The organism is Streptomyces sp. WAC 04229, from assembly GCF_003947455.1.
In the GTDB taxonomy this organism is placed as follows: Bacteria; Actinomycetota; Actinomycetes; order Streptomycetales; family Streptomycetaceae; genus Streptomyces.
Map to the genome: position 1 here is coordinate 19,018 of NZ_QHJH01000057.1, position 20,272 is coordinate 39,289.

Consider the following 20,272-nt stretch of genomic DNA (forward strand, 5'->3'; position numbering starts at 1 on the left):
CCCGCCGCGGGTGGGAGACGTGCGTCAGCGCGTGACGTGCCTCAGCGGCGGGGGGACCCCGGGCCGGTCAGGGCTCCGGGGCCACGACGCATCCTGATGGAGTACGTGCAGCCCCGGCCGAGACCGGAGTTGAAGATCGCGTTGAAAGCTGCCACGGAGCTGACGCTAGGCGCCCGCGCGCCGGGCGGGCAACGGGTTTCGGCGCGGGCCCCGGTCGCTGGCCCGGACGCGGGCCGCCCACCGCCCGCCGTCAGCGCTGGTAGCGGGCGAGTACGAGGTTGCCGTCCTCCTCCAGCCGCTCGCGCAGCTCGTCCATGCCGATCGCCCCGCTGTAGTACTCCTGGAGCGCGGGGGTGGCCACCTTGTCCTTCCACTCGGGGTACCCCCGGACGGACTGCGCGGGTGCCGAGCGCAGGTGGCGGGCGAGCGCGGTGCCGGTGGCCCAGCCCCGCTCGGCCGTGTGCAGGGCGGGGTCCTTCAGCGCTCGCGTTCCGGTGGGCAGCATCCAGTCGCCGAGGGCCAGGCGCACCATGTTGTCCGGCTGGAGGAGGAAGTCGAGGAAGGCGGCGGCCTCCTTCTTGTGCGGGGTGTCCTCGGCGATCGACAGGGTCTGCGGGCTGACGCCCTGGGCGAGCCCGTCGGTGCCCGCGGGGGCGGGCAGCACCTGCCAGTCGAAGCCCTCCGGGGCCTGCTGCTCGATCTGCTGGCGGTAGGAGAAGCCCAGGGGCACCATCGCGTACTTGCCCGCGAAGAAGCCGGGCAGGGTGTCGGAGCCGCCGCTGCCCAGCGTGTCGGACGAGGCGCTGCGGTCCGTCTCGACCTGGTCGCGGATGGTGCGGGGCACCACCTGGTCGCCCTCCTCGAAGCGGACGGTGACCTTTCCGTCCGCGTCCCGGTGGAACATCCGGCCGCCGTTGGAGAGGGAGAGGTTGAGCGTCGCGGAGACGGGCTCCTTGAGCGGCCAGGCCACCCCGTATCGGCCGTCGCCGCCGAGCCGCTTCGTCAACTGCCGGAACTCCGCCCAGGTCCAGGGGTGTTCGGGGGTGGGGATCCGGACGTCCGCCTTTCGCAGCAGGTCGGCGTTGGCGATCAGCACCCGGGGTTCCTGGAGGAACGGCACGCCGTAAACCCCGTCGTCGAAGGTGACCGTCTCCCAACTGCGCGCGGGGATGTCCGACTTCAGCCGGTCGGGCAGCAGCTCGGTCAGGTCGGCGAGGTAGCCGCCGTACGCGAAGTCGGCGAGGTCGTCGGAGGCGTCGTGGATGATGTCGGGCGCCTCGCCGCCCTCGAAGGACGTGAGGAGCTGGTCGTGGACGCTGTCCCAGCTGCCCTGGACGTACTCGACGCGTACGTCCGGGTGGGCGGCGTTCCACTCCCGGACCAGCTCCTTGTTGGCCTCGACCGACTCCTCCTGCCAGGCCAGCGACTGGAAGCGCAGGGTGATCCGGCCGTCGTCCGCGTCGCCGCCGCCCGAGGTGCAGCCGGCGAGCAGCAGGGCGAGGGCGACGAGCAGGGTCGCGGTGCGGGTGCGCATCAGCTCTTCACCGCCCCGGCGAGCATGCCGCCCGTGATCCGCCGCTGGATCAGCGCGAAGATCACCAGTGAGGGCAGCGTCGCGAGGAAGGCCGCCGCGGCCAGCGGGCCGAGGTCGGCGACGCCCTCGGCGCCGATGAAGTGGGTGAGGATCACCGGCAGGGTCTGTTTCTCCGGTGTCTTCAGCAACACCAGCGCGAAGAAGAACTCGTTCCACGCGGTGATGAACGCGAACATGGCCGTCGCCACGATCCCCGGCGCGAGCAGCGGCGCGGTCACCGAGACCAGCGTCCGCAGCCGCCCGGCGCCGTCGACCGCCGCCGCCTCCTCCAGCTCGGCCGGTACGGCGCGGACGTACCCGGCCAGCATCCACAGCGCGAACGGCAGCGACCACACGACGTACACCATCACCAGCCCGGGAACGGAGTTGATCAGTCCGAGGTTCTTCAGGACCAGGAAGAGCGGGATGATCAGCAGGACGAAGGGGAAGGCCTGGCTGACCACGACCCACCCGGTGGCCGCCCTGGCGAGCCGGCCGCGGCGGCGGGCCATGACGTAGGCCATCGGGGTGGCGATCACCACGGCGATCACCGCGGCGCCGAGCGCGGCGAGCAGGGAGTTGAGCGCGGCGTGCAGCAGGGGCTGTTCGTCGAAGGCCTGCCGGAAGTTGTCGAGGGTGGGGTTCTCCGGGATCCAGGTGGGGTGCAGACTGCCCAGCTCGCGTGGCGGTTTGAACGCGGTGGAGATCAGCCAGAGGAACGGGAAGGCCAGGAAGACGAGATACGCGAACAGCGCGGCGTACTGGCCGACGCGGGCCGTGGTCGAGGTCCTCACGCCTCGTCACCTCCCTTGAGTCCGCCCTTCAGCCGGCCGGCGAGGAAGACGGCCAGCAGGACCGAGATCGCCGCCACCATGACGCAGCCCATCGCCGCCGCGTAGCCGAACTGCCCGTAGCGGAAGGCTTCCTCGTAGGCGAAGAGCATGGGCAGCCGGGTGCGGCCTCCGGGGCCGCCGTTGGTCAGCACGTAGACCAGGGCGAAGGAGTTGAAGTTCCAGATGAGGTTGAGCGCGGTGATGGCGAGCGCGATGGGTCTGAGGGCGGGCCAGGTGACCGTGCGGAAGCGGCGCCAGGCCCCGGCGCCGTCGACCGCGGCGGCCTCGTGCAGCTCGCGCGGGGTGTTCTGGAGCCCGGCGAGCAGGGCCACCGTGGTCTGCGGCATGCCGGCCCAGACGCCGACGACGATGACGGCGGGCAGGGCGGTGCCGAGGCCGCTGAGCCAGTCGTGTCCGTTGCCGAGGCCGAGGTCGCGCAGCGTCTCGTTGAGGATGCCCGCGTCCGTGTTGTAGACGAGCCGCCACATGACGCCGACGACGACCTCGGGCATCGCCCAGGGGATGATCGCGAGGGCGCGGGCCAGCCAGCGCAGGCGGAGGTTCTGGTTGAGCAGCAGGGCGAGGCCGAGTGCCAGCAGGAACTGCGGCACCGTCACCCCGACCGCCCAGACGAGCCCGATCCGGAAGGACTCCCAGAACAGCGTGTCGTGCAGCAGGTCCTGGAAGTTCAGCGTGCCGATCCACCGGGTGGGCTCGGTGCGGCCGGACTGGGCGTCGGTGAACGCCAGCAGGATGCCGTAGAGCAGCGGTCCGACGCTGAGCACCAGGATGGGGATCAGCGCGGGCAGCACGAGGAACCAGGCGCCGTGGTCCGGCCCGCGGCGACCCCGCTCCGTGCCGGGCGCACGGCGCGCCGGTGTCCTCGACTCGGTCACCAATGCCACGTAATCAGCCCCTTTGCGCTGCTCGGACGGGCCTCGTCATGGTCGTGAAGTGACCGCGACCCGTCAAGAGCCCGCGCATCCGCTCCCACCTGTGCGAATGCGACACTGGCCGACGGACGGCGGGAACCCGGCGGACATGACGGACACGGAGGCGTACGACGATGGACGAGGCACGGGCCCGGGAGGTGCTGGCCGGGGCGGGCGTACTGCCCCGACCGGCTCAGGCGCGGCTGCTGGCCCTCGGCGAGAACGCGGTGTTCGCCGCCGGCGACCTCGCGGTCAAGGTGGGCCGGGACGCGGAACTCCTCGACCGGGCGCGCCGGGAACTGGCCGTCGCCCTCTGGCTGGAGGAGGCCGGCGTGCCGGCGGTGCGGGCGGCCCGCCCGACGGCGCTGTTCGTCGACGGGCATCCGGTGACGGTGTGGCGGCGGCTGCCCGAGCCCGTGCGGCCCGCGGAGCCGCGGGACGTGGCCGTGCTGCTGCGGCTGGTCCACGAACTGTCCCTCCCCTCCTCCTTCGAGCTGCCGCCCCGCGAGCTGCTGGGCGGTGTGGAGCGCTGGCTGCGGCTCGCGGGCGACGTGATCGACCCCGCGGACGCCGCGTATCTGCGCGAGCGCCGGGACGGATTCGCCTCGGCCGCCGCCGCGCTCACCCCGCACCTGACGCCGGGCCCGATCCACGGCGACGCGCTGCCCCGCAATGTGCACGTCGGTCCCGACGGGCCGGTCCTGGTGGACCTGGAGACCTTCTCCGCCGACCTGCGCGAGCACGATCTGGTGGTGCTGGCGCTCAGCCGGGACCGCTACGGGCTGCCCGCCGAGGCGTACGACGCCTTCACGGCCACCTACGGCTGGGACGTGCGCGAGTGGGACGGCTGTGCGGTGCTGCGCGGCGCCCGGGAGACGGCCAGCTGCGCGTGGGTGGCCCAGCACGCGCCGAGCAATCCGAAGGCGCTGGCCGAGTTCGAGCGCAGGGTGGCGTCGCTGCGGGACGGGGATCCGACGGTGCGCTGGTATCCCTTCTGATCCGACCGTCCCGGCCCGGCGGCGCGGCGGCGCCGCCCGGTCAGACGTGCTCGTCGGCCGGCTCGCGCAGGGGCCACGTCGCGTCGACGACGGCCGTGGCGTCGCCCTTGCGGCGCAGGAAGCTCTGGAAGTCCGCCGCCCACTCGGCGTACCACTCGACCTGGCGGTGGTGCAGGTCCGCCGGGCCGAGGGCCGCGACCTTGGGGTGGCGGTCGGCTATCGCGCAGGCCAGCCGGGCCGCGGCGAGCGCGTCGGCGGTGGCGTCGTGGGCCGCGTCGAGCGGGACGCCGTACTCCCGGCAGACCGCTTCCAGGTTGCGCTTGCCCCTGCGGTAGCGGTCGACGGAGCGGTCGATGGTGTACGGGTCGATGACCGGGGCGGGGTCCGTGCCGCCCAGGCGGTCGCGCAGGGACGGCAGTCCGTGGCGCCGCAGCTCGGCGGCGAGCAGGGTGAGGTCGAAGGCCGCGTTGTAGGCGACGACCGGGACGCCGGTGCGCCAGTGGTCCGTGAGCACGGCGGCGATGGCGTCCGCGACCTGGTCGGCGGGCCGGCCCTCGGCGGCCGCCCGCTCATTGCTGATGCCGTGCACCGCGACGGCCTCGGCCGGGATCTCCACGCCCGGGTCGGCCAGCCACTCCCGGCGGCCCTGCGGCTCCCCGCCCCTGACCTCGATCACGGCCCCCGTGACGATGCGCGCCTCGCGCGGATCGGTGCCCGTCGTCTCCAGGTCGAAGCCGATCAGCAGCTGCCGGTGCCAGCCCATGGGCGGTCCCCCTTCTCGGTGGTGCGTTCCCCCAGTGGTCTCCACCCTCCCACGGGCCACTGACAATCAGAGGATCGCATTCCGCTTACCCCGTTCCGGACCCGGGACGGACCCCGGACGGACCTGCGGCCGACATCCGGCAGGACCTTCACGACACCGGCCGCGAATCCGCCCACATCAGCTCGAACTCCTCACGATAGGTGGGGAAGAGTCCGCCTTCGTCGATTTCGTCCGCCTTCACCACCCTGCCGGCGCCCCGCCCGTTGCGCAGGACGAGGACCGGTGCCTCCATCCCCCGCGTCCGGCGCAGATAGGACTGCACGACCGCGATGCCGTCGGCGCCGTCCCCGTCGACGAGGTAGGCGGTGAAGCGGGGCGTCTCGTCGAAGACCTGGATCTCGAAGGCCCCCGGGTCCCGCAGCCGGGCGCGCACGCGGCGCATGTGCAGGATGTTCATCTCGACGGACCGGCTCAGCTCGCCCCGCTTGATGCCCAGTTCGCGCTCGCGGCGCTTGATCGCGCTGGAGGCCGGGTTCAGGAAGAGCAGCCGCACCCGGCCGCCGGACTCGGCCAGCCGCAGCAGACGGCGGCCGGAGAAGTTCTGCACGAGCAGGTTGAGGCCGATGCCGAGGGCGTCCACGCGGCGGGCCCCGCCGAACAGGTCCTCGGCCGGGAACTGGCGCAGCAGCCGCACCCGGTCCGAGTGGACGGCGACGACGTCGGCGTAGCGGTCGCCGACCAGGTCCTCGACCGCGTCCACCGGCAGCCGGCGCGCGGACGGCACGTCGCCGCCCGCGCCGAGGACCTCGAGCAGGCGCGCCGAGGCCCGCTCGGCCTGGCTCAGCACCGCCTCGGACAGCGCCCGGTTGCGGGAGACGACGTTGCGGGTGACCTCCAGCTCGTCCAGGGCGAGTTCGACGTCCCGGCGCTCGTCCACGTAGGGCTCGAAGCAGGGCCAGTGCTGCACCATCAGCTCGCGCAGCTGGGGCAGGGTGAGGAAGCTGAGGACGTTGTCGTCGGCCGGGTCCAGCAGGTAGCCCTTGCGGCGGCTGACCTCGCGGACCGCGACGGCGCGCTGCACCCACTCCTGGCCGGCGGGCCCGGCCGCGGCGACCACCCAGTCGTCGCCGTGGACCGGCTCGTAGATCGGCCTCAGGACGGCCGCCACGACCGCCCGCAGCCGCTGTTCGACGAGGTTCAGCCAGATGTAGGCACGGCCGGCCCGCTGGGCGCGGGTGCGCACCTCGTGCCAGGCGCCGCCGTCCCAGTCCAGTTCCGGACCGATCGCGCCCGCGTTCATCGGCCGCGCCAGGGACACCGCACCGGGCGGGACGTCCGTGGAGTTCTCCTGGTGACCGTCGTCACCAGGAGGCAGCTCCAGCCCTCCCGACCCCACCCGTGTACCGCCTTCCGCTCCCCCGGATGCTTCCCGGGGACACCCCGTCCCAACGATCAAGGAAGGGTACTCCGGGAGCGGTCCGCGGTGCAGCCCGATGGACGGGCCGGTTTTCCCAACCTCCTTGATCCACCGGCCCGTTCCGGGTCGCACCCCACCGGCGAGTGAGCGGAGTCATAGCGGTGACGTGGCCGGGTACGGGGAAGACTTCCCCGCGCCCGTCCCGCGGCGCGTGTGGAGCAGAACGCCGAAGGGTGGGTAGGGAGACGTACGTGCTAGGTGGTCGCCTCACTTTCGGGGAGACTCGCAGCCAAGGCGTCCGCACCGGCGCCCCACACCTGAAAGAGTCGTGTTCATGCAGGTCTGGCCTGGAGAGGCGTATCCACTGGGTGCCACGTACGACGGCGCCGGCACCAACTTCGCGGTCTTCACGGAGGCCGCCGACCGAGTAGAGCTGTGTCTGCTGCACGACGACGGTTCGGAGACCGCCGTCGAACTGCGGGAGAGCGACGCGTTCGTGCGGCACGCGTACCTGCCGGGTGTGATGCCGGGGCAGCGGTACGGCTACCGCGTGCACGGCCCGTACGCGCCGGAGCACGGGCAGCGCTGCAACAGCGCCAAGCTGCTCCTCGATCCGTACGCGCGTGCGATCAGCGGCGCCGTGCAGTGGGGGGAGGAGGTCTACGGCTACCACTTCGGCGAGCCCGAACGGCGCAACGACCTCGACTCGGCCCCGCACATGATGACCTCGGTCGTGGTCAATCCGTACTTCGACTGGGGCGACGACCGGCGCCCCCGGACGGAGTACCACCACACGGTGATCTACGAGGCCCACGTCAAGGGACTGACCATGCGTCACCCGGGCCTTCCCGAGGAGCTGCGCGGCACCTACGCGGCCCTCGCGCACCCGGCGCTGATCGAGCACCTCACCGAGCTGGGGGTGACCGCGCTGGAGCTGATGCCGGTGCACCAGTTCGTGAACGACCACCGCCTGGTGGACATGGGGCTGAACAACTACTGGGGCTACAACACCATCGGCTTCTTCGCCCCGCACAACGCTTACGCCTCCTGGGGCGACCGCGGCCAGCAGGTGCTGGAGTTCAAGTCGGCGGTCAAGGCGCTGCACGAGGCCGGGATCGAGGTGATCCTGGACGTGGTCTACAACCACACCGCCGAGGGCAACCACCTGGGTCCGACGCTGTCCTTCAAGGGCCTCGACAACGCCTCGTACTACCGGCTGACCGACGACCCGCGCTACTACATGGACACCACGGGCACCGGGAACTCGCTGCTGATGCGGTCCCCGCACGTACTCCAGATGATCATGGACTCGCTGCGGTACTGGGTCACCGAGATGCACGTCGACGGCTTCCGCTTCGACCTCGCGGCCACCCTGGCCCGGCAGTTCCACGAGGTGGACCGGCTGTCGTCCTTCTTCGACCTGGTGCAGCAGGACCCGGTGGTCTCGCAGGTGAAGCTGATCGCCGAGCCCTGGGACGTGGGCGAGGGCGGCTACCAGGTGGGCAACTTCCCGCCGCTGTGGACCGAGTGGAACGGCAAGTACCGGGACACGGTGCGCGACCTGTGGCGCGGCGAGCAGCGCACGCTCGCGGAGTTCGCCTCCCGGCTGACCGGGTCCTCCGACCTCTACCAGGACGACGGGCGCCGCCCGCTGGCCTCGATCAACTTCGTGACCTGCCACGACGGCTTCACCCTGCACGACATGGTGGCGTACAACGACAAGCACAACGAGGCCAACGGGGAGGAGAACCGGGACGGCGAGAGCCACAACCGCTCCTGGAACTGCGGCGTCGAGGGCGACACCGACGACCCGGCGGTCCTGGAGCTGCGGGCGCGGCAGATGCGCAACTTCACCGCCACCCTGCTGCTCTCCCAGGGCGTCCCGATGATCAGCCACGGCGACGAGTTCGCGCGCAGCCAGCGGGGCAACAACAACGCCTACTGCCAGGACAACGAACTGGCCTGGGTGGACTGGCCGGAAGGCGAGGAGGCCGCAGCGGGGCTGCTGGAGTTCACGCGGTCGATGGTCTGGCTGCGCAAGGACCACCCGGTCTTCCGCAGGCGCCGCTTCTTCCACGGGCGCCCCGTGGAGGGCACCCGCGACGAGCTGTCGGACATCGCCTGGTTCACCCCGGAGGGCGCGGACATGACGCAGCGGGACTGGAACTCCGCGCGCGCGTCGGCGCTGACCGTCTTCCTGAACGGCAACGCGATCTCCGAGCCCGGCCCGCGCGGGGAACGCGTCACCGACGACTCGTTCCTGCTGATGTTCAACGCCGCGCCCAAGACGCTGGAATTCGTGGTGCCGGTGGACCACGGCCGGCAGTGGGAGGTGGTCGTGGACACCGCGCTCCCCGAGGGGGTGCCCTCGGAGACGGGGCAGAAGGTGCAGGCCGGGGACCGGCTGACCCTGGTGGACCGCAGCCTGGTGGTGCTCCAGCGGCCCGTCTAGCGCGGGCGCGGGGCGTCCGCCCGGCGTGGGCGCCCCTCACCCGTGCAGGGGGCCGGTGACACGAAAGGCGGCGGGGCGGGTACGTAGCTCTGCATGACACCTGAGCGACCCGACCCGGTGACGTCCACGGCCCCCTCCTCCGCTCCCCGCGCCACCTACCGGCTCCAGCTCCAGCCCGACTTCCCCTTCGCCGCCGCCTCGGCGGCCGTGCCGTACCTGGCCTCGCTCGGCGTGTCCCACCTGCACCTGTCGCCGGTGCTGGAGGCGGTGCCGGGATCGGGCCACGGCTACGACGTCGTGGACCACGCGCGGGTGCGCGCGGAACTGGGCGGCGAGGAGGGACTGCGGGCCCTGTCGCGCACCGCGCGGGAGCACGGTCTCGGCCTGGTGGTGGACATCGTGCCCAACCACATGGCGATGTCCCCCCGGCACAACGGCGCCCTGTGGGACGTGCTGCGCCAGGGCCCGGCGTCGCCCCGCGCGCGGTGGTTCGACATCGACTGGGAGGCGCAGGGCGGGCAGCTCCTGCTGCCGGTGCTCGGCGCTCCCGTCGGCGAGGTCCTCGACCAGCTGCGCGTGGACGGCGACGTACTGCGCTACCACGAGCACGTCTTCCCGCTGCGGGACGGCACCGCGGACCTGCCGCTGCCGCAGCTCCTGGACGCCCAGTGGTACCGCCCGGTGTGGTGGCGGCTGGCCCGTACCGAGCTGAACTACCGGCGCTTCTTCAGCATCTCGGAGCTGATCGGCGTACGCGTGGAGGATCCCGAGGTGTTCGAGGCCACGCACGCCACCGTCCTGCGGCTGCTGCACGAAGGGGTGATCGACGGGCTGCGCGTCGACCACCCCGACGGCCTGGCGGCCCCCGGCGCCTACCTCCGGCGGCTGCACGAGGCGAGCGGCGGGCGGTGGACGGTGGTGGAGAAGATCCTCGCGGACGGGGAGCGGCTGCCGGCCGCGTGGCCCGTCGCGGGCACGACCGGATACGACGCCCTGCGGCACGTCGACGGGGTCTTCACGGACCCGGCGGGGTACGGGGAACTGCTCGGGCGCTACCGTGCGTTCGCCGCCCCCCGGGAGGACCTGGGCGGGGACTGGGCGGCGACGGTGCGGCGGGCGGCGCACCGGGTGCTCGGGCACGAACTGGCCACCGAGACGGACCGCCTGACCCGGGTGGCGCACCGCCTGTGCGCCGCCTCGCCGGAGCCCGCGCTGCGCGACCGCGCGCCTTGGGCGCTGCGCACGGCGCTGTGCGAGCTGCTGGTGCGCCTGGAGGTGTACCGGCCGTACGGCGCCGGGGACGCGGCGTCCGTGGTGACCGAGGAGGCGGCGGCCGAGGCGCGCGCCGTCTTCGCGGTGCCGGGGGAGGCCGGCGCGGTGGACGTCGTACGGGACCTCGTGCTGGGGCGGTACGGCGACGGGCCGGAGCACGCGGAGTTCCGGGACCGGTTCGCGCAGACCGCGTCGGCGCTGCGCGCCAAGTCCGTCGAGGACACCGCCTTCTACCGCTACGTGCCGCTGCTGTCGGCGACGGAGGTGGGCGGGAACCCGGGCGGTCCGGCGCTGTCCCCGGAGCGGTTCCACGCCTACTGCGCGCGCGTGCAGCGCGACTGGCCGACGACGGGCACGGTCGTCTCGACGCACGACACCAAGCGCAGCGCCGACGTGCGCGCCGCGCTGGCCGTGCTCACCGAGTGCCCCGGGCGGTGGGCGGACGTCCTCGCGGAGGTCACCCGCACCGGCGAGGACGGGCCGGACGCGCAGCTGGCGTGGGCGGCCTGGCAGACGGTGTTCGGGCTGGGCCCCGCGGACGGCGCACGGGTGCGGGAGGCGCTCCTGAAGCACGTGCGCGAGGCGGGGACGCACACCAGCTGGACGGAACAGGAGCCGTCGTACGAGGAGGCGGTGGCGGCGTTCGTGGCGGCGGGGCCGTGCGGCGCGCCGGGAGAGCGGGTGGCCGCGCTGCGCGACTCCCTGGAGCCGCACATCCGGGCCAACGTCCTCGGCACGGCTCTCATCCACCTCACGATGCCGGGCGTGCCGGATCTGTACCAGGGCACCGAGCACGAGTACCTGGCCCTGGTCGACCCGGACAACCGGCGGCCGGTGGACTTCCCGGCCGGCCCGCGGGGGCACGGAGGGCCGGCGGAGCCCGGGGCGTCCGGTGAGAAGGCGGCCGTGACGCGGGCGGCGCTCGCGCTGCGGGCCCGGCGGCCCGGCGCCTTCGGCTCCACGGCGACCTACGAGCCGCTGCCCGCCGAGGGCCCGGCGGCGGCGCACTGCCTGGCGTTCGTCCGCTCCGGAGAGACCGTCACGGCCGTCACCCGGCTGTCGCTGCGGCTGGCGGAGGAGGGCGGCTGGGGCGCCACGACGCTTCCGCTGCCGCCGGGCCGGTGGGCCGACGCGCTGGCGCCGGAGAGGGAGTTCAAGGGGCACGCGCGCGTGGCGGACCTGTTGGCGGTGACACCGGTCGCGCTGCTGGAGCGGGTGGAGGGCACCGGTCAGGACGGCTGAGGCGGAATCACTCCCGGTGCATGGGCACGGCGGCCTCGGAGCCCCACCCGGGCTCCCCGGACCGTAAACGCGCGGTGGGGCGCCGTCCGGCCAGTGCGAAGGCGGCGAGGACGACCCGGGTCTGGTACTCGACCTGGCGTGCGATCGGTATCCAGCGGGCCGCGCAGCCGTCGCGGTAGTCGGCGCAGCCCTCGTCGACGAGCCGGTCCAGTTCGGGCAGGACGCCCGCCGGGTCGCTCCCCGCGCGGGTCACCAGCTGGTGCAGCAGCCCCGCGGTGCGCAGGGCCAGGCGCCGTCCGGCCAGGCGCAGGGCGACCAGGTGGGCGGTGCTCATGGGCGGCAGCGAGCGGCCCGACCCGTCGTCGGTGTCGGGGTCCCAGGCGTCGGCGAGCCGCGGGCAGACCAGCAGGTAGTCGTCGACCGGGGCGAGCAGGTGCGCCGCCTCCGGCACCCCGGCCAGGTGCGGCCGGACGCGGACGAGGACGTGCTGCAGGCGCCGGGTGTCGTGCCGCAGGGCGCGGCTCACGGCCCGCAGCACCCCGTCCCGGTCGGCCGGGAGCGTGCCGTCGGCGACGGCGGCGACCCCCCACATGGGCGCCTCGACGACCGCGGTGACCGTGCCGTAGCGGCCCGGGTGGCACCAGGTCGAGTCGACGGCGGCCTCCGTGATGGCGGCGGTGAGGTCGCCGCGGCGGGGCGGCGGTATGCGGTAGACGGCGGGGCCGAGGTCGGGCCAGTACAGGGTGTCGTAGGCGCCCAGTTCGCGGGGGATGCCGAGCCGGGCGGCGGCGTGGGCGATGCGCTGGGCGATGCCGGGCAGGTCGTGGGTCAGCTCGACGAAACCGCCGCCGACGTCCACGCCGTGCAGGGAGCACTGGAGGAAGGGCCGCAGTTCGTCCTGGAGGTCGAGCAGGGTGCGGGTCTCGGGCAGGGTGGCGCGGTCCGGGCCGTCGGGCAGCCACTCGGGCTGCTCCAGGAACCCGGGCCGGAAGAAGTTACGGGCGTAGCGGCCGAGGGTGTACGGGCCGGACAGCCAGCCCTCGTTGCGGCGCAGTCCGTCGGGGTCGGCGCAGAGCAGCAGGTTCCAGGTGGCGTCGGCGCCCTCGGTGAGCCGGGGGTCGGCCGCGGCCCGCTCGGCCAGCCGGAGGGCGGTGGCGCCGCCCACGGGCTCGTTGGCGTGCGGTCCGGCGACGACGAGGACGTGACGTCCGCCGTGGCCGACGGAGAGCAGCAGCAGCGGGGTGCCCGCGCGGGAGGTGCCGACCTGGCGCAGCCGGGCGTGTCGGGGATGGCGGGCGACGAAGGCGGCGGCCCGGGCACCCAGCTCGTCCACGGTCGGATAGCGCAGGAGGGGCGGCAGGGCACACCTCCACGAAGTGGGCCGACGGTTCACCTGGCGCGCACGGTGTACGCACAGTCAGTCACGACTTGGGGGGTACGTCAACACCACGCAACGCAAAGGGAAGGACGCCACGGAAGACCGCATGACGAAGCGTGAAGCCCAGGCCAGAGGTGTGCACGGGCTCGTCCGCCGCCCTCAGTTCACCGCGAGCCGGAAGGTCATCCGGCCGAAGCCGATCTGGTCGCCCTCGCGGACCACGGCCGCCGCGATGACCCGCCGTCCGTTGACCGTGGTGCCGTTGGTGGAGCCGAGGTCGCGCAGCACCCACATGCCGCCCTGGCGGCTGAGTTCCGCGTGCACCCGGGAGACCGTCTCGTGGTTCAGCCGCAGGCCGCTGGAGGGGTCGCGCCCTATCCGCAGCGGGTGGCCGGTGGCGGCATGGGGCAGCAGCAGCTTGGGCAGCCGCTCGGCCCGCCACGCCCTGCCGAGGCGCACGCCGAACCCGGACACCGCCTCGACGGTGCCGAACACGAACCGGGACAGCCGGCCCTCGGTGGGCAGGTCGGCGGTGAGCGGGGCCAGCTCCTCCAGGCGGCGGGCGGCGAGCGCCAGTTCCATCCGGCGCACGAACGTGTCGTGCGACAGCCGCCCCATGACGACGCCGTCCCGGAGCAGCTTCAGCGCCTTGTCGCGCTCCGCGTCGGACAACCGCGCGGGGTGCGTGGGGAACTCGAAGGACGACGTCACGCAGGTGATTGTCGGTCAGCCGAGGGTGGGGTGTCCAGGACACGGCCGCGGCCCGGGGCCTCACCGGTTCGGGTCCAGCAGGGCACTGATCTTGGCCATGACCTCGGTGGTGGGGAATCCGGACGCCTCGTGCAGCTCCCACAGGGCCCTGACGGTCCGGTCCTCCTCGCCCTGGGCGAGCGTGAACACGACGATGTCTCCGTGGGAGACGCCGTCGATGACCAGCCCGTGCGCGGTGACCACCCGCACGCGCCGCCGGAGTTCGGCCGGCGCCTTGGGCTGGATGCCGTCCTCGGCGAGGAACTCGACCGCCCAGCAGGTCCGTCGCGCCATGCCTCCGGTGTGGGGAAGGCCGCGGGCCATGCGGGCGAGGGAGGTGAAGGTGTTGTTGCCGGACGCCGCGCACGAGAGGGTGGTGGCGCCGCCGATGCGCGGGTTGATCTCCAGGACGACGAACCGTCCGCCGGTGTAGATCATGTCCACGTTGACCGACCCGTGGACCCCGAGGTTCCCGCAGAGGCCGGCCAGGGTGCGGGCCACGTCGGCGAACGCGGTGTCGGCCTCCTCGCGGGGGCCGCACCAGCCCAGGTCGGCGACGGTGAACACCGGTTCCGCACCGGCGCGTCCGGTCCAGCACGGAGGCAGGACCCGGTACGAGCCGGGGCGGCCCACGATGTCGACGCTGCACAGGTCGCCTTCGACCACCTGTTCCACCACCGTCGACACCGTCTCCGGGCCGGCCGTGAGGTGGGCGTCGAGGTCGGCGGGTGAGCGCAGGGTGCGGATGCCCGTGCTGGTCGAGTCCCAGACGGGCTTCGACATCAGCGGGTAGCCGACGCGTTCGGCCTGGACGCGCGGTGCGTCGCGGTAACCGGGCACCGGGAGGCCCCGGCCGGCGAGGAGGTCGGAGTCGACGTGGAATCCGTCGGGTACGTCCAGCCCGGCCCGCCGGCAGAGCTGTTTGGTCTCCCACTTGTCCACCAGCAGCATCGTGACCGCGAGCGGGGTCATCACCGTCGGGATGCCGACGGCGTCCAGGAAGGCCTTCGCCGCGGCGTCGCGGAGCGCGTTCTCGCACGGCAGCGAGATCGACACCGCCGCGTCCGCACCCCAGGCGGCCACGGCGTCCGCCGTCTCCCGCGGTGTCACCCCCCGGTCCAGCCGTTCCCGGTGGCCGGGGAAGTCGTCGTCACCGGCGGTGCCGCTGGTGTGGAACAGCCCGGCCTCGATCCCGTCGGCCGCGAGTTCGCGTGCGGCCCGCTGAATGCAGGGATCGGCTCGCCGGATGCCCACCGATCGCAGGAACGCGATCTTCCGCACCTGTGTCGGCCCGCTTGCCCGCGCGGGCCCCGCCCCGATTGTCATTCCACCAACAAACCCGTGGGGCGGCCGCGGCGGCCATCGGCCTGACAGACGAAGACAACTCACATGACTGCTCACGCTTTTGGAGCACTCTCCAAGGAACCGGACACGAGAACCGAGGTATTTGACGCGCCCCCGCTCCCCCATGAAGGAACATGGACGGGCTACATCACGGTGAGCAGACGAAGGGGAACCGTCCGTGCAGTTCGAGGTGTGGGCACCACAGGCCGGCCGAGTGACGCTGGAGTGCGACGGCGCCACGCGCGCGTTGGAGCGCGATCCCGAGCGGCCGGGGTGGTGGTGCGGGGAGAACGAGGCGGGTGACGGCTCGCGGTACGGCTTCGCGGTGGACGACGGGCCGGTGCTGCCGGACCCCCGCTCGCGACGGCAGCCGGACGGACCGGACGGGCTCAGCGCCGTCGTCGACCACGGCCGCCACGCCTGGCGCGCCGAGTGGGCGGGGCGGCCGCTGCCCGGCGGCGTGCTGTACGAGCTGCACGTCGGCACGTACACGCCCGAGGGCACGCTCGACGCCGCCGCCGAGCGGCTCGGGCATCTGGCCGAACTGGGCGTCACCCACGTCGAGCTGATGCCCCTGTGCCCCTTCCCGGGCCGGCACGGCTGGGGGTACGAGGGTGTCTCGCTGTGGGCGGTGCACGAGCCGTACGGCGGGCCCGAGGCGCTGAAACGGTTCGTCGACCGGGCGCACGAGCTGGGTCTGGGCGTGGTCCTGGACGTGGTGCACAACCACCTGGGCCCGTCCGGAAACCACCTGCCCGTCTTCGGTCCGTACTTCACCGACACCCACCACACGCCCTGGGGCGTCGCCGTCAACCTGGACGCGCCCGGCTCCGACGAGGTGCGCGCGTACCTCGTGGACAGCGCGCTGGCGTGGCTGCGGGACTACCGCGTCGACGGCCTGCGCCTGGACGCGGTGCACGCCCTGGTGGACACGCGCGCGTGCCACTTCCTGGAGCAGCTGTCGACCGCCGTGGACGACCTCGCGGCCGACCTGGACCGCCCGCTGTTCCTGATCGCCGAGTCCGACCTCAACGACCCCCGGATCATCACCCCGCGCGGGGAGGGCGGTCTGGGCGTGCACGCGCAGTGGAACGACGACTTCCATCACGCCCTGCACACCGCGATCACCGGGGAGTCGCAGGGCTACTACGCCGACTTCGCGCGCGACCCGCTGGCGGCGCTGGCCAAGACGCTGTCCCGGGGATACTTCCACGACGGCACCTACTCCAGCTTCCGCGGGCGCGGTCACGGCCGCCCGCTGGACCGCGGGCGGGTGGCCGCGCACCGGCTGACCGGCTACAGCCAGACCCACGACCAGATCGGCAACCGGGCCCGGGGCGACCGGCTCGCCGCGCTGGTCTCCCCCGGCCTCGCGGCCTGCGCGGCCACCCTGACGCTGACGGCGCCGTTCACACCGATGCTCTTCATGGGCGAGGAATGGGCCGCCGGGACACCGTGGCAGTTCTTCACCGACCACACCGACCCGGAGCTGGCCGAGGCCGTACGCAGCGGCAGGCGGCGGGAGTTCGCCGCGCACGGCTGGAAGGAGGAGGACGTGCCCGACCCGCAGGACCCCGCGACCCGCGAGCGCTCCTGCCTCGACTGGTCCGAACCGGAGCGCGCGCCGCACGCACGCGTACTGGACTGGTACCGGCGACTGATCGCCCTGCGCGCCGAGCAGCCGGACCTCACCGACCCCGACCTCGCCGACACCAGGGTGGCGTACGACTCCGGGGCGCGCTGGCTCGCCTTCCGGCGCGGCGACATCCGGGTGGCCGTCAACCTGGGCCCCGAACCGGCTCTCATCCCGCTGGGCAGCCGTCCCGCGCGCGTCCTCGCCGCGTGGGAACCGGTGGAGGGACCGGGCGCGGACGGGATACTGCGGGTGCCGGGCGAGTCGAGCGTGGTGCTCGAACAGCACTGACGGGGCTCGGCGTCGCCGTCGGGGCGGCGCTCAGACGGGCGCGTCGTCCGTGCCGTCCCCGTCGTCCTCGCGCAGCTCCGTCACCCGTTCCAGCAGGATCGGCTCCCAGGCGCGCCGCAGCCGCGTCCTCAGCAGGGTCAGGGCGGTGGCGGAGCGGCCCGCGAGGGCGTCGGCGAGCTGGACGGCGGTGTCGCAGCGGGCCAGCCACAGGCCGCGCAGGCAGGGCCGGGCGCCGTACCCGGCGAGCGTGGCGGCGCGCACCGCGGCCGGTGAGCCGACGGAGAGCGCGAGTCCGGCGATGTCCTCGGCCGGGTCCCCGACGACCGCCTCGGTCCAGCCGAGGACGCCGCGGACCCGGCCGTCGGCACTGACCACCAGGTGCTCGCCGGTCAGTCCGTGGTGGACGAGGACCGCCGCACCCGGCTGTGCGCCGAGCTGGGCGGCCGCCTGCCGGGTGAGCCGCTCCGGACGCGTGGCGTCGAACTCGTCGGCCTCGGCGAGGCGTCCGGCGGCCCGCTCGGCGATCCCGCGCAGCGCCTCCAGGGAGCGTGGGGCGGACCGGGGCACGCCGAGGGTCTCGGCCTGGCGGACCGGCACCTCGCGCACGGCGGTGAGCAGGGCCGCGAGGTCCGCCTCGCCCAGCGCGGACACGTCGTGGTCCTCGCCGGAACCGCCGGGCACCTTGGCGTCCAGCGTGTAGGTCAGCCCCGGCGCCCACTCGCCGTGCGCCACGCTGGTGGGCACCGCGACGGGCAGGTACGGCCGCACCAGTTCGCGCAGGCGCAGCTCGCGGCGCTGGCGCACGGCCGCGTCGCGGTCGGGGGCCAGCCGCAGCACGTGCCGGGTGCCGACCCACCAGGTGGCGGGTCCCGCGCCCGCGGCGACGGGCCGTACGTCGGGTCGCGTGCTCCCGCCCAGCAGGGAGCCGACCAGTCGGCGGACGGTGTCCGCGGTGGGTGTCGGTGCCTGGGTCATGGTCGCGCCGTCGTCCTCCGGGTCGGCCGGGGCGGTCGGGGGTCTTCTCCGTCGCCGGTCACTCCACCACGACCAGCTCCCGGGTGGTGTCGTTGAAACGCCGGCCGCCGTCCTGCGTGACGGTGACGATGTCCTCGATGCGTACCCCGAACCGGCCGGGCAGGTAGACGCCGGGCTCGACGGAGAAGCACATGCCGGGCACGAGGGGCCGCTCCTCGCCCTCGATCATGTACGGCGGTTCGTGCGTGGTGACGCCGATGCCGTGCCCGGTGCGGTGGATGAAGTACTCGCCGTACCCGGCGTCGGCGATGACCGCGCGGGCGGCCCGGTCGACGTCCTGGCAGGCGGCGCCGGGCCGCACCGCCCGGAAGCCGGCCTCCTGGGCGTCGCGGACCAGGTCGTGCACCCGGCGCTCCTCGTCAGTGGGTTCGCCCACGTGGACGGTGCGGGAGGTGTCCGAGCCGTAGCCGTCCTTCAGGCCGCCGAAGTCGAGGACGACCATGTCGCCGTCCTCGATCACGCGGTCGCCGACCTCGTGGTGCGGGTTGGCGCCGTTCGGGCCGGAGGCGACGATGGTGAAGTCGACCTGGGAGTGGCCGAAGCCCAGCAGCAGGCCGGCGAGGTCGGCGGCGACCTCGGACTCCCTGCGGCCGCCGAAGCGGACGGCGCGGATCTCCTCGAACGCGGCGTCCGCCGCCGCGCCGGCCGCCGCCAGCAGTTCCAGCTCCGCCGCGTCCTTGACGGCGCGCAGCATGGGCAGCGCCTCGGTGAGGGAGGCGTAGGAGGTGCCGGGCAGGGCGCTCTGCAGGGCCAGCAGGTGCATCGCCCAGGCGTTGTCGCTGATGCCGAACCGCCCGGATCCGTCGAGGAGGGCGGCGGTGGCGGCGTAGGGGTCCTTGCCGTCGGTCCAGTCGCGCAGGGTGAGGGCGGGCGCGCCGGTCGCCTTCGCCGCGTCGGGGGCCTCCAGCGTGGGGACGACCATTACGGGGTCGCGGCCGGGGGCGAGGACGAGCAGCGTGAGCCGTTCGGTGTCCGCGGTGGGCGCGTAGCCGGTGAGCCACACGAGGTCCGGGCCCGGCGCCACCAGCAGTCCGGCGAGACCGGCGTCTGCGGCGGCGCCCGCGGCGCGCTCCATGCGGGCCCGGTAGTCGTCGGCGGTGAAGGAAGCGGCGGGCCTGCGGCCGGTCATCCGGGCCTCCCTGGGCGAAAGAGTGAAGGGACCACGGGCAGCATCCTGCCCGCAGCGCGGGGGCGGCGCGAGCCGATTGGCATTGATCGACCGACCTGGCTAATGGTTTGATGCATTGCAAGCATTAGTCAGGGGGCGTGCCGTCCGGGCGCCCGAAGGAGGGGGCACCATGCTCGTACTCGCGCACATCAGCGATCTTCACCTCGACGGGAGCCCGCGCTCGACCGAGCGCGCCGCGCGGGTCCGTGACCACCTGTGGGGACTGCCGGGGCGGGTGGACGCGCTGCTGGTGACCGGGGACATCGCGGACCACGGCGCCGAGGCGGAGTACGAGGAGGCCGCCGCGCTCCTCGGGCTGCGCGACGGGACCGCGCCGTTCCCCGTGCTGACCTGCCCGGGCAACCACGACGTCCGCGCCCCCTACCGCAAGGCCCTGCTGGGACTGCCCGCCGCCGACGGCCCGGTCAACGAGGTGCGTGTCCTCGCCGGCGGCGCGGTGCTGATGTGCGACTCCAGCGTCCCGGGGAGCGACGAGGGCGAGCTGGACGAGGAGACGTACGGCTGGATCGAGTCGACGCTCGACGGACTCGGCGACCGCCCGGCGCTGCTCGCCTTCCACCACCCGCCGACGCCCCTGCACCACCCCCTGCCCGACGCGTACCCCCTGCGCCGGCCCGAGCGCCTCGCCGCGCTGCTGGAGCGGCGGCCCCGGGTCGCCGGGCTGATCACCGGGCACGCCCACACCCCCGCCGCCACCGTCTTCGCCGGGCGGCCCGTGCTGGTCGGCCCCGGGGTGACCTGGACCCTGCGGCTGCCCTGGGAGGGCGAGCAGGTCGCGGACCGGGACGCGCCGGTCGGGCTGGCCTACCACGTCCTGGACGACGCCGGACGGCTCACCAGCCACTTCCGCACCGTCACGTGACGACACCCGGTACGGCCGTCAACTGCTGGTAGGCGCCGCTCTCGTGGCGGACGGTGATCTTCACGTTCTTGCCGGGCCGCGCGCGGGCCACCGCCCGTGCGAGATCGGCGGCCGAGTCGACGCGGGTCGTACCGAACACCAGCAGCACGTCGCCCCGGACCAGCCCCGCCGCGTACCCGGGGCCGGGCACGTGGACGCCCACGACCAGGGCTCCCGGCTTCTCGTGGTCCACGGCCTCCACGCCGAGGGTCGCGGCGGCCCGCGCCGGGGAGGGGGACGCCGCGACCCTCGGCGTGGAGGCCGTGGAC

The 20,272-nt window shown here is 73.7% G+C and carries 16 protein-coding genes; 5 read left to right on the top strand and 11 right to left on the bottom strand.

Going from position 1 to position 20,272, the window contains the following annotated elements:
- Window positions 1-250: 250 nt before the first annotated feature.
- The 3 genes from DMH12_RS17620 to DMH12_RS17630 are packed head-to-tail and all read right to left on the bottom strand — an operon-like array spanning window position 251 to window position 3,311.
- Window positions 251-1,534 (bottom strand): ABC transporter substrate-binding protein, encoded by a 1,284-nt coding sequence (locus DMH12_RS17620; RefSeq protein WP_125492538.1) that lies wholly within the window; start codon window positions 1,532-1,534, stop codon window positions 251-253.
- Window positions 1,534-2,367 (bottom strand): carbohydrate ABC transporter permease, encoded by an 834-nt coding sequence (locus DMH12_RS17625; RefSeq protein ID WP_125492539.1) that lies wholly within the window; start codon window positions 2,365-2,367, stop codon window positions 1,534-1,536. The genes DMH12_RS17620 and DMH12_RS17625 overlap by 1 nt, the downstream gene beginning before the upstream one ends.
- Window positions 2,364-3,311, bottom strand: coding sequence for a carbohydrate ABC transporter permease (locus DMH12_RS17630; RefSeq protein ID WP_125492540.1), 948 nt, complete (start codon window positions 3,309-3,311; stop codon window positions 2,364-2,366). The genes DMH12_RS17625 and DMH12_RS17630 overlap by 4 nt, the downstream gene beginning before the upstream one ends.
- A gap of 161 nt (window positions 3,312-3,472) precedes the next feature.
- Between DMH12_RS17630 and DMH12_RS17635 the strand changes: the two genes are divergently transcribed.
- Entirely contained in the window at window positions 3,473-4,336 is an 864-nt protein-coding gene (locus DMH12_RS17635; protein WP_125492541.1) for a phosphotransferase enzyme family protein, read from the top strand.
- A gap of 40 nt (window positions 4,337-4,376) precedes the next feature.
- Here DMH12_RS17635 and DMH12_RS17640 read toward each other — a convergent pair whose 3' ends face one another.
- The gene (locus tag DMH12_RS17640; RefSeq protein WP_125492542.1) at window positions 4,377-5,099 is read right to left on the bottom strand and encodes a 3'-5' exonuclease; all 723 of its coding nucleotides are present in this window, start codon (window positions 5,097-5,099) and stop codon (window positions 4,377-4,379) included.
- Window positions 5,100-5,247: 148 nt separating this feature from the next.
- Complete coding sequence (locus tag DMH12_RS17645; RefSeq protein ID WP_125492543.1) at window positions 5,248-6,495, bottom strand: SAV2148 family HEPN domain-containing protein; 1,248 nt, start codon at window positions 6,493-6,495, stop codon at window positions 5,248-5,250.
- Window positions 6,496-6,850: 355 nt separating this feature from the next.
- Between DMH12_RS17645 and glgX the strand changes: the two genes are divergently transcribed.
- The gene (glgX, locus tag DMH12_RS17650; RefSeq protein ID WP_125492544.1) at window positions 6,851-8,968 is read left to right on the top strand and encodes a glycogen debranching protein GlgX; all 2,118 of its coding nucleotides are present in this window, start codon (window positions 6,851-6,853) and stop codon (window positions 8,966-8,968) included.
- Window positions 8,969-9,061: 93 nt separating this feature from the next.
- Entirely contained in the window at window positions 9,062-11,482 is a 2,421-nt protein-coding gene (gene treY / locus DMH12_RS17655; protein ID WP_125492545.1) for a malto-oligosyltrehalose synthase, read from the top strand.
- A 7-nt stretch (window positions 11,483-11,489) separates the two neighbouring features.
- Here the strand turns inward: treY and DMH12_RS17660 are convergent, their stop codons facing one another.
- The 3 genes from DMH12_RS17660 to DMH12_RS17670 form a co-directional block, all read right to left on the bottom strand.
- Window positions 11,490-12,815, bottom strand: coding sequence for a M14 family zinc carboxypeptidase (locus DMH12_RS17660; protein ID WP_125492546.1), 1,326 nt, complete (start codon window positions 12,813-12,815; stop codon window positions 11,490-11,492).
- Between the two features lie 204 nt (window positions 12,816-13,019).
- The gene (locus DMH12_RS17665) at window positions 13,020-13,571 is read right to left on the bottom strand and encodes a DUF1707 and FHA domain-containing protein (protein ID WP_125492547.1); all 552 of its coding nucleotides are present in this window, start codon (window positions 13,569-13,571) and stop codon (window positions 13,020-13,022) included.
- A gap of 60 nt (window positions 13,572-13,631) precedes the next feature.
- Window positions 13,632-14,864: an acetyl-CoA carboxylase biotin carboxylase subunit family protein gene (locus DMH12_RS17670; protein ID WP_185832379.1), complete on the bottom strand. Its 1,233-nt coding sequence runs from the start codon at window positions 14,862-14,864 to the stop codon at window positions 13,632-13,634.
- Window positions 14,865-15,132: 268 nt separating this feature from the next.
- On the opposite strand from DMH12_RS17670, the gene treZ reads away from it, so the two are divergent.
- Window positions 15,133-16,878 carry a malto-oligosyltrehalose trehalohydrolase gene (gene treZ / locus DMH12_RS17675; RefSeq protein ID WP_125492549.1) on the top strand — a complete coding sequence of 582 codons (1,746 nt, stop codon included), beginning with the start codon at window positions 15,133-15,135 and terminating at the stop codon, window positions 16,876-16,878.
- Between the two features lie 30 nt (window positions 16,879-16,908).
- Here treZ and DMH12_RS17680 read toward each other — a convergent pair whose 3' ends face one another.
- On the bottom strand, window positions 16,909-17,853 hold the full coding sequence (locus tag DMH12_RS17680; protein ID WP_125492550.1) for an aminoglycoside phosphotransferase family protein: 945 nt from the start codon (window positions 17,851-17,853) through the stop codon (window positions 16,909-16,911).
- Window positions 17,854-17,911: 58 nt separating this feature from the next.
- Window positions 17,912-19,042: an aminopeptidase P family protein gene (locus DMH12_RS17685; RefSeq protein WP_125492551.1), complete on the bottom strand. Its 1,131-nt coding sequence runs from the start codon at window positions 19,040-19,042 to the stop codon at window positions 17,912-17,914.
- 169 nt (window positions 19,043-19,211) lie between these two features.
- On the opposite strand from DMH12_RS17685, the gene DMH12_RS17690 reads away from it, so the two are divergent.
- The gene (locus DMH12_RS17690) at window positions 19,212-19,964 is read left to right on the top strand and encodes a metallophosphoesterase (protein ID WP_125492552.1); all 753 of its coding nucleotides are present in this window, start codon (window positions 19,212-19,214) and stop codon (window positions 19,962-19,964) included.
- On the opposite strand, the gene DMH12_RS17695 is transcribed toward DMH12_RS17690, so the two are convergent.
- The coding region (locus tag DMH12_RS17695) for a PDZ domain-containing protein (protein ID WP_148107531.1) at window positions 19,957-20,272 on the bottom strand (316 nt) is incomplete at its 5' end. The two genes, DMH12_RS17690 and DMH12_RS17695, sit on opposite strands and share 8 nt — an antisense overlap.